Origin of the sequence: Bacteroides sp. AF25-38AC (assembly GCF_003602995.1) — a bacterium.
GTDB lineage: Bacteria > Bacteroidota > Bacteroidia > Bacteroidales > Bacteroidaceae > Bacteroides > Bacteroides uniformis.
Map to the genome: position 1 here is coordinate 1 of NZ_QTMD01000060.1, position 9139 is coordinate 9139.

The window sequence follows — 9139 nt, forward strand, 5'->3', positions numbered from 1 at the left end:
ATGTAGCTAACACCTGCGGTCAGCATACCTGTACCTTCAGCCTTGCGATGGCTGCTGATGTTACCGAAAATGGACGGAGCGATGGCACCGCGAGCTTCTACGTCAATGGCCCACTTAGTGTTGATATTGAACTTCAAGCCCAAACCGGCAGAAGCGCCGATACGTGCACGCATTTCAGCTTCACCGGCAGGAGCCATAGACTGCGAAGTACCGTCAGCACTAATTGTAACATCCACATTTTGAGATTTTGCTACAGAAATTTGAGGTCCCAAGAAACCGTAAACTTCGAAGAAACGGTTAGGATTAGCACCGGCAAACAATGTAGAAAGATTGATCATTGCATCAATGTTACCACCTACATAAGTCTTGTTGTGTTCCCAGTATGCATCATCCAAACACAAATGCTGAGTAATACCGTTTACCTGAGCACGTACCCCCCAAGTCGGAGTAATCAGCTTACCAACTGACACGCTGAAATGCGGAGCAATCTTATTGAAACCGTCATTGTTGATGGCGTGGATACCACCACCTACACTGACAAAAATATTATCGCTCCATTTCGGAGTGTAGTAGTTCGTTTTTTCCTGTGCATTCAGATTTGCTGCACAAGCGCCTGCCAATAGTAAGGAGGCTATCATTAATTTACTTTTCATTTTCTCTTGAGTTTAAGATAAATAACAACTAAAACTTCTATTAATCAAGTTCACCAACACCACCACCGGCATTGCCTTCACCATGACCATGACCATGACCGTGGCTATGACCGTGACCAGGAATATCTTGATTTTCAAGAACAAACAGTGTAGAAGTTGTATAATCATCTACTTCAATAGAAGCTAAAGGCTCTGTTTCAGCTTTTGTTACAGCCTTCTTCACTACTTTATATTCAGTTGTTACAACAGTATAAGTAATAGATGCAGTTGTTCTAGAGTTAGCATAAACTTTATACTTATTCTCCGGTGTTGTTACTGTCGTTTCCTCATATGTATTCTCAAGCGTGTTAAAGAAAGATTCAATAGCTGCGCGTTCAATAAGATCAGTTGTATTGATTTTCTTTGCACCTACTTTTGCACCTTCTTTTACTACATAAGGGAATGATGGAATGTCAAACCAATAAAGCTCGTAGTTATCCCAAGTCTTAACTTTAGGATCCGTTACTGGTTCAAGTTTTGTAGATTCTGCTACAATCTTAGTCTCAGCATCTTCTTCCTGAAGAATGATAGTCGGAGTCAGAGTAGCAAATTGCCCAGCTTGCAAAGCAGGAACCTTAACTGTAACAGTTGCACTCAAACCATTATAAGAAGCTGTAACATCAACACTCTTAGTAGCCAGAGTAGGATTACCAGTAAATGTCAACTCTGCAGGTGCGATAGTGGCTTGGCCAGTTACATCTGTAGTAACACCATCCTCTATAGCAAGCACAATCGGACTAATAACAGCTTGTGCATTAGTAGGAGTTACATTAACGTTGAACTCTTCCTTCTCACAAGAAGTTAAAGTTGTAGCTAAAGCTACTACGGCTAACGCAAATACTGCACTTATGCCGTTTAAGAATTTAATCTTTTTCATCTCAATTAATTAATTAAAAATTTAACAATTCTGACTTAATAAAATATGGGTTAAAACTATTTTCTTCCATTATATTGTCACTAACTTCCGCTTTATACTGTCTATAATAGTACCTTTCATTACCTGCATTATAAACAATGCCCATATTAGCAGAGGTATTCACACGAGGTATATATCCTTTCCTTTTATATTTATAAGGAGGTAATGCCACTTGAAATCGGAAGCCTCCATTCATCTTTGCATGTTCTGCTTTCATTGCATAGAAACCAATCGAACAATAGCGAAAATGGCGAATCATTTCAAATTTAACACCTTTCTCCTTCAATAAATACTGTTCTGCTTTCAGATTAAACTGAGTGTTAAATTGCGGCCAATAAAAGCTACCGCCCAAAGACCAAGTAACAAGTGCTGTCGAAGGATCATATACATAGCGAAATCCGCTCCAATATCCCATTCCTGTATACCCAATCCGAGCCATTAAGGAAAAGCGTTCATCCTTAAAAGGGCGATAAAATTCGGCGTCCACTCCATATTGGTCAGCACTAAAACATCCCACAGTCACTTTACCAAACACATTATACGATAATCTAAAACGCTGTGAAATTGTAATATGTCCTGGATGAACTTTATCTTCAAACCTTCCATACCCATCATTATAAACCGGTATTTTCAACTGTGCCGTTAATTTCATACCTTTCCATAACGAAACTTCTATCGCAGGACTCAAATCAAACAAGACCTGGTAAATCTGTGTAATCACCAGATTCTTGAAAGCTAATTGAGGATATACCAATACATCAATCTTGAACAAAGAACTATTTTTCAACTTTATTTTCCGTGCATTTTTCCAAGTATCACCCAATTCATAGCTTACATTCCAGTCATCACGTTCTGCTTGGAGCACCGAATCCCCCTTTATGGGATGATAATAAAGAGAAATCTGAGGTACATTATTGTCCAGAACTATTATCCGGCATGACTTTTCTTCCGGTAAACCCATCTTTTGAATAACATCCACCGCTTTGCCTATGCCTACGCCTTGCAAACGATATGCAGAGTTCTGCAGAACATACACACGTTCATTGCCATCTTCTGTCCATCCAACATTTTCAAATCCCATTTCCACTAAAGCATCTACAGTACTTTCCCCCGTTTGGCAAATCCCTTTTAAAGGGAGCAAACAGTATAAAAAGAACGCTGCACACAGTGCTATTGTTTTAGTATTTAGGCACTTTCTTATGTTAGAGTTTTTATACCTCATCTTTTTCAACCATTTTTTGTGTTCGTATAACACAAAATATGCTGCAAAAATAGACACATTTTTAATAATACCAAAGATTTTTATATGAAAAAATGAAATAATGTTGTTTTTTCTTCAAAAGCCCCCAACAAATACTCAGAATGTTTATATGAAATATATTAGCTATCTTAAAATCCTTAATATAGCTGTGCATAATTACTATACAGAATGTTGTTTTTTGTGCCAAATAGTCATTTTTCAGATGTTTTTGCTAATTCACTTTTCTCTGAAAAAGGATAAATAGAAGAAATATCTGCAAGAATTAAAGAGAATGACAAATTGCACTTCGCATTTAACCAACCCCTATGATATATTAGGAATTAAATCAATAGCTTTCTTTTTACTTTCATCTACAAGCTTTGCATAAATTTGTGTTGTTTGTATATTGGTATGTCCCAATAGTTTGGAGACCGTATATAAATCTACTCCCAGTGTCAGCATCATTGTTGCATGTGTGTGGCGCCTGCAATGAAATGTTACATGCTTTGATATCCCAGCTTGTTCAACCCATTTGTGTAAAATTACATTACTTCTCCCCAGTGAGACCAATCCGGCAAACACCTTTTCCGTTTCTGGTGCATTTCCTCTGTCTGGCAGATGTTTTATGGCTTCCGAACAGAGTGGAAGCGATATGGCTTCTTTCGTCTTCTTCTGAATAATACTCAATAGTGCATTGCCATTTTCATCATAGCGTATATCTTCCCATCTCAATGCAATAATATCACAATGCCTCAATCCACAAAAACAGCTGAATAAAAATGCTTTCCTTAATAAGGTATTATAAAAAGGAGTATGAACCAATCTGGTCAATTCCTTTATTAGTAAGATAATCCCTTTCTGTTCGATTACGTTTTGGTTTGTCCTCGTTCTTTATCTTATTCATCGGATTAACAGTTATATAATCTTCAGAGACGGCCCTATTCAAGCAGTAGCGCAGCGTTTTCAAATAATAGAATTGGGTGTTAACATGCAATGTCTTTTCCTTCTTACAATGTTCTTGTTTTGTTTTCTTCAAGTAATCTATAAAACCCAACAAATAAGTCTTGTCCACCTTCCTTAGCAATATTCCATTCGGAGTATATCTTTCCAAATGGCATACAACGGCATGTATGGCACTTTTCCGTACTCTATTGTTCACACTTTGTTCTGCTATTAATTTCATATAGCCAGTCAGCTTCATATTGGACAATCTGTTATGATTAAATCCGTAAGTTTGATTATATATTTCCAAAATCTTCTGAGCCTTTATCGCATTTGCCAAATTTAGCGTCTCGACATTTCTTTTTTTATCAGCTTGATTATGTTCAGGGATAATATACAACTTTAAGAATTCGTATTGCCGCCTTCCATTCATATAAATATCCAGATATATGGATTGGCATCCATTAACCAATTTTTTTGTTCTCACCTTTATTGGCTCTTTTAAATTCAATTGCTTTTTCATATTCTTTAAATAAAAACATACAGTTTATTATTAGTAGTAACAAAGCAGTAACAAAAATCAATCCTACAAATTGCTTTCATGTTCTATCACTCTTGTCTTTTTTTATAATTACCTTATTAACTATCAAATATTTACAGTATAGGGCACAGCGTTACTGAAAGAACAAATATAATAATAAGCCAGTAACAATTAAACTATCAAGAGTGTGGCTATTGCTATGGCGGCGGAAACTTTCTCTGGAAATTTATTTTCCATCACTTTGCTTCCACACTTCCACCCACCTTCTGCATTCCCCTATCCATCGGCATTTGCCCTGCGGTGGAAGCAAGCCGAAAAGGTGGAAGCAAATTTTGCTTCCACCTGCCTGAAACGCCGAGGTTTTGCAGTAACCACCTGTTTACTAGCATAATATTACGTAAGAGCTACATAAATCAATCAGTTCGTTTTTCCTGCATTTTCGAGCTTGCTCTTCTACGAAATCGGTGGATATCGAGTTGGGCGGTAGGACGCATCATTCCGCAGGGACTATGAAAGGTACCGGTAGAGTGAGCCATTCAAGCGGATGATTTCTAACTCATGGCTATGAATAATGCCGTCTAATGTCCTTTAAGTTGTTGTACAATACATTTGCGCCCTATCCACAATAGATGCAGGCTACGTACTTCATCCGAAAAGTCTTGGGGTTAGTGACGCCTAACAGTCATGAACAACCCTGCTTACGGCCATAAAGCAATCGCTTGACGACCATTAGCAGAGTTGTTCATGGCCGTTAGGCATCATTAATCCCCTATGCAACAGCAGACAAACAAAGAGAGAGAAGCCAAGGATTGTCTGTGTTTTAGATAGAAAGCCCATTTATTAGCAGGTGTACCGGAAGAAAAGTCATGCCGCATAATAGTTCTGGATAATAATGTACCCCAGATTTCTCTTTATTATCATCCCATAAAGGGAGATTCGGTGCTCCAAGCAGAACGTGATGACTGGAATGTAAGCTATGAATTGGGTGATACTTGGAAAAATGCACGAAAAATAAAGTTGAAAAATAGTTCTTTGTTCAAGATTGATATATTGGTGTATCCGGAATTCTCTTTCAAGAACGTGATTATTACGCAGATTTATCAAATTCTATTTGATTTGAGCCCTGCAATAGAAATTTCGTTATGGAAGGGGATGAAAGCCACAGCACAAGTGAAGATACCGGTTTATAATGATGGATATGGAGCTCGGGAAGGAAAGGTTCATCCGGGTTTCCTAACTCTTTCACAACGTTTCAGGTTGCCTTATAATGTTTTTGGTAAATTCTCTGTAGGCTATTTTAGTGGTAACCGATATGGTGCTGATGTAGATTTCTTTCGCCCCTTTAAAGATGAACGTTTTTCTTTGTTGGCAAGAATAGGATATACGGGAGCTGGACGTTGGGACGGATTTAGGTTCCAATATGATCCTTCATTATGGCGTATGACGTGGTCTTTGGGTGGAAATTTCTATTGGCCACGATTTAATACACTGTTCACACTGAAGGCTGAACAGTATTTGTTGAAGGAAAAGGGGGTTCGGTTTGAAATGATCCGTCATTTCCGCTATTGTTCGATAGGCTTTTATGCGATGAAGGCGGAGCATGCCAAAGCAAATGGAGGATTTCGGTTTCAAGTGGCATTGCCTCCATACAAATATAAAAGAAGGGGGCATATCCCACGTGTGAATACTTCTACTAACATGGGCATTGCTTATAATGCGGGTAATGAAAGGTATTATTATAAGGACTATAAGGCAGAAGCAAGTGATAATATAATGGAAAGAAATAGTTTTAACCCATATTTTATTAAGTCAGAATTGTTAAATTTTTAATTAATTAATTGAGATGAAAAAGAAAATTTTTTTAAGTGGCGTAAATGCTAAATTAGCATTGGCGGCAGTGGCTTTGACAAGTGTGATGTTCACAAGCTGCGAAAAAGAAGAATTCAATGTTGCGCCTGTAGAATTGGACCCTGCAAGTGCTACTGTTGCTATTACTGTATATGATTTATCAGATGGTTCTATCATAAATGGTGCAAGCATTACAGAAAATGGTGCTGCTATTACTAGCAATCCTTTCGTAATTGAAGCTGGTTCAGATGGAAAGATTGCTGCTGCAACAAGAACTTTTGCAGCTACAAAAGACGAGTATCTGTCTGGAGAAGGCCAAGCTACTGTTCCTGCTTTGAATAAAGGACAATTTGCTTTGATTCCGGTAAGTATTTTCTTGCAACAAGAACTGAATGCTGCTGAAGATGTTGTTGTTGATCAGGATGAGGAAACTATTACCCCTAGTGAAGTTGGAGGAGAACAAAAAGGTGGTGAAAATACAAGTAGTAAAGAAAAAGAAATGGATCTGCCATATACAGCAAAAGTTGGACAAGAAGTTACTAATATTGCTGCTGTAAATGCATCGATTGATGCTATGCCTATAACTAGAGGATTGTCTGATGATGAAGTAAAAAAGGTGTTGAAAGCATTGGTTAAATCATATAGCCCGGGTATCACAGATGTAACTTATACTAAGAAAGTAACAGTTCCTGCTTATACTATTGTAACTTTGAAGACTACTACAGAATACGAAACTTCTGATAATACAATCTCTACAGTGGTGGATGGCAAACTGTACACTATTCCTAATGTAAAGATTAAGAAGGTAGTTAAGACTGTTGTAGATCCAGTCTTTACTTCAACTGAACATGGTCATGGTCACGGTCATGGCAATGGTAACAATGCCGGTGGTGGTGACGGTGCTGCTGAATAATAATAGTTTTAGTTATTATTTTAATTTTAAACTAAAGGAATAATGAAAAGTAAATTAGTAATAGCCTCCTTATTATTAGCAGGCGCTTGTGCAGCAAATCTGAATGCACAAGAAAAAACGAACTACTACACTCCGAAATGGAGCGATAATATTTTCGTGAGTGTAGGTGGTGGTGTCCACGCTATCAACAATGATGGTTTCAATAAATTGGCTCCGCATTTCAGCGTATCAGTTGGTAAGTTGATTACTCCGACATGGGGTGTACGTGCCCAGTTCAATGGCGTTACTCAGCACTTGTGTCTGGATAACTCATATTGGGAACACAATAAGACGTACTTTGGTGGTAACATTGATGCAATGATCAATCTTTCTACATTGTTCGCAGGCGTTAATCCTAACCGTTTCTTTGAAGTTTATGGATTCTTGGGTCCTCAAGTAACTGTTGCAAAGTCAGCAAATGTGCTGATTCAAAACGATGGAACAATGATTCCTGATGGAGATGAAAAGGCTAGAGCACGTGTAGGCGCTTCTGCCGGTTTGGGCTTGAAGTTCAATATCAACACCAAGTGGACCATTGACGTAGAAGCTCGCGGTGCCATCGCTCCGTCCATTTTCGGTAATATCAGCAGCCATCGCAAGGCTGAAGGTACAGGTATGCTGACCGCAGGTGTTAGCTACATCTTCGGCGGTAAGAAGTTCGTTCCGGTTTCTAAGATTGACGAAGACGCAGTCAATGCGGAAATCAACAGATATAGAAGTGAACTGGCTCAGGCTCAGGCTGACCTGGCTAACTGCAAGAATGCACTGGCCAACGCTAAACCTGAAGTTAAGGAAGTGACCAAGGAAGTTGAAGTTGCCGGTCCGCGTGCCATCTTCTTCAAGATTGGCAGCGCCCGTCTGGACGACTATGGCAAGGTTAACATCGAACTGGCTGCCAAGATTCTGAAGGCTAATCCGGACAAGAAGTACAAAGTTGCAGGTTATGCAGACAAGGCTACCGGTAGCGCTTCTTGGAACCAGAAGCTGTCCGAAAAGCGTGCCCAGGTTGTTTACGACGCTTTGATTGCTCAGGGTGTTGACAAGGACCAGCTTGAACTCGTAGGATTCGGTGGTACTGAAAACATGTTCGGTAAGAACTTCCTGAACCGCGTAGTTATCCTGGAATAATACACTCCAAGTGACAAATAGACTCTAAAAATGAAGGCGTCTGGGACTCAGACGCCTTTTTTTGGTACTATGTCCGATGTATGTTATAAAGCAACCCATTTTTTATCAGCGACTGAATTTATATGTGATGATGAAGTTTAAGCTATTCTTTATTGTTCTGTTTTGCAGCCTTTCCCTTTCGGCCTTTTCCCAGTTGACGTATGGTACAACCGGGCTGTTGCATGCGCCCTCTGCGGAGATGCAGCGCGACAAGACTTTCATGGTCGGCGGCAACTTCCTGAACAAGGAGCTCACACCGCCCACCTGGTACTATCATACCTACAACTACTTCCTGAACGTCACCATCTTCCCCTTTCTGGAAGTGGCCTACACGTGTACGCTCTTCAAGGCGGAGGCGTTGGGATTGAAGCCATACGGGTACAGCGGATTCACGAACCAGGACCGCTACTTTTCCGCCCGTCTGCGTGTGTTGAAGGAGGGGCAGTTCTGGAAATACATGCCGGCTGTCGTGCTGGGGACGTCCGACCCGTTCACTTCTTCCGGCGGCGGCCAGGTAGGCACCACGGAAGGTAACGGCTATTACAGCCGTTTCTATATTGCCGCCTCCAAGCATATACCCGTTGTGGGTAAGGAGGAGATCGGTGTCCATCTTTCCTACCTTTACAACAACCGCAAGGAGTACAAACTGAATGGCTTTGCACTGGGTGTCACCTACAATCCCTCCTTCCATCCGCAGTTGAGGGTGATAGCGGAGTACGACTCCAAGGACTTTGCTTTGGGAGCCACTTATCTGCTGTTCAAGCATCTGCATGTGCAGGTCGAAATGCAGAGGATGAAATATTTCACGGGAGGGCTGACATACAAAATTCATTTGAAATAA

At 39.9% G+C, this 9139-nt stretch carries 7 protein-coding genes and 2 pseudogenes; 5 read left to right on the forward strand and 4 right to left on the reverse strand.

Going from position 1 to position 9139, the window contains the following annotated elements; genetic code table 11:
* The 4 genes and pseudogenes from DWY55_RS21240 to DWY55_RS21260 form a co-directional block, all read right to left on the reverse strand.
* A partial coding sequence (locus DWY55_RS21240; RefSeq protein ID WP_133303497.1) for a porin family protein occupies positions 1-653 on the reverse strand: 653 nt, incomplete at its 3' end.
* A 40-nt stretch (positions 654-693) separates the two neighbouring features.
* Entirely contained in the window at positions 694-1569 is an 876-nt protein-coding gene (locus DWY55_RS21245) for a DUF3869 domain-containing protein (RefSeq protein ID WP_117681622.1), read from the reverse strand.
* Positions 1570-1582: 13 nt separating this feature from the next.
* Positions 1583-2830 carry a hypothetical protein gene (locus DWY55_RS21250; RefSeq protein WP_117879234.1) on the reverse strand — a complete coding sequence of 416 codons (1248 nt, stop codon included), beginning with the start codon at positions 2828-2830 and terminating at the stop codon, positions 1583-1585.
* A 342-nt stretch (positions 2831-3172) separates the two neighbouring features.
* Positions 3173-4313 (reverse strand): annotated as a pseudogene (locus DWY55_RS21260) (tyrosine-type recombinase/integrase).
* A gap of 205 nt (positions 4314-4518) precedes the next feature.
* Between DWY55_RS21260 and DWY55_RS21265 the strand changes: the two are divergent.
* The 5 genes and pseudogenes from DWY55_RS21265 to DWY55_RS21285 all read left to right on the forward strand — a co-directional run bounded on the left by DWY55_RS21265 (position 4519) and on the right by DWY55_RS21285 (position 9139).
* Positions 4519-4722, forward strand: a complete 204-nt coding sequence (locus DWY55_RS21265) for a hypothetical protein (RefSeq protein WP_225982718.1) — start codon at positions 4519-4521, stop codon at positions 4720-4722.
* 455 nt (positions 4723-5177) lie between these two features.
* A pseudogene (locus DWY55_RS21270) lies at positions 5178-6161 on the forward strand (hypothetical protein); the annotation flags it as partial.
* Between the two features lie 13 nt (positions 6162-6174).
* On the forward strand, positions 6175-7092 hold the full coding sequence (locus DWY55_RS21275) for a DUF3869 domain-containing protein (protein WP_005827850.1): 918 nt from the start codon (positions 6175-6177) through the stop codon (positions 7090-7092).
* Positions 7093-7134: 42 nt separating this feature from the next.
* Positions 7135-8259, forward strand: a complete 1125-nt coding sequence (locus tag DWY55_RS21280) for an OmpA family protein (RefSeq protein WP_117589371.1) — start codon at positions 7135-7137, stop codon at positions 8257-8259.
* 127 nt (positions 8260-8386) lie between these two features.
* Entirely contained in the window at positions 8387-9139 is a 753-nt protein-coding gene (locus DWY55_RS21285) for a YjbH domain-containing protein (RefSeq protein ID WP_034523133.1), read from the forward strand.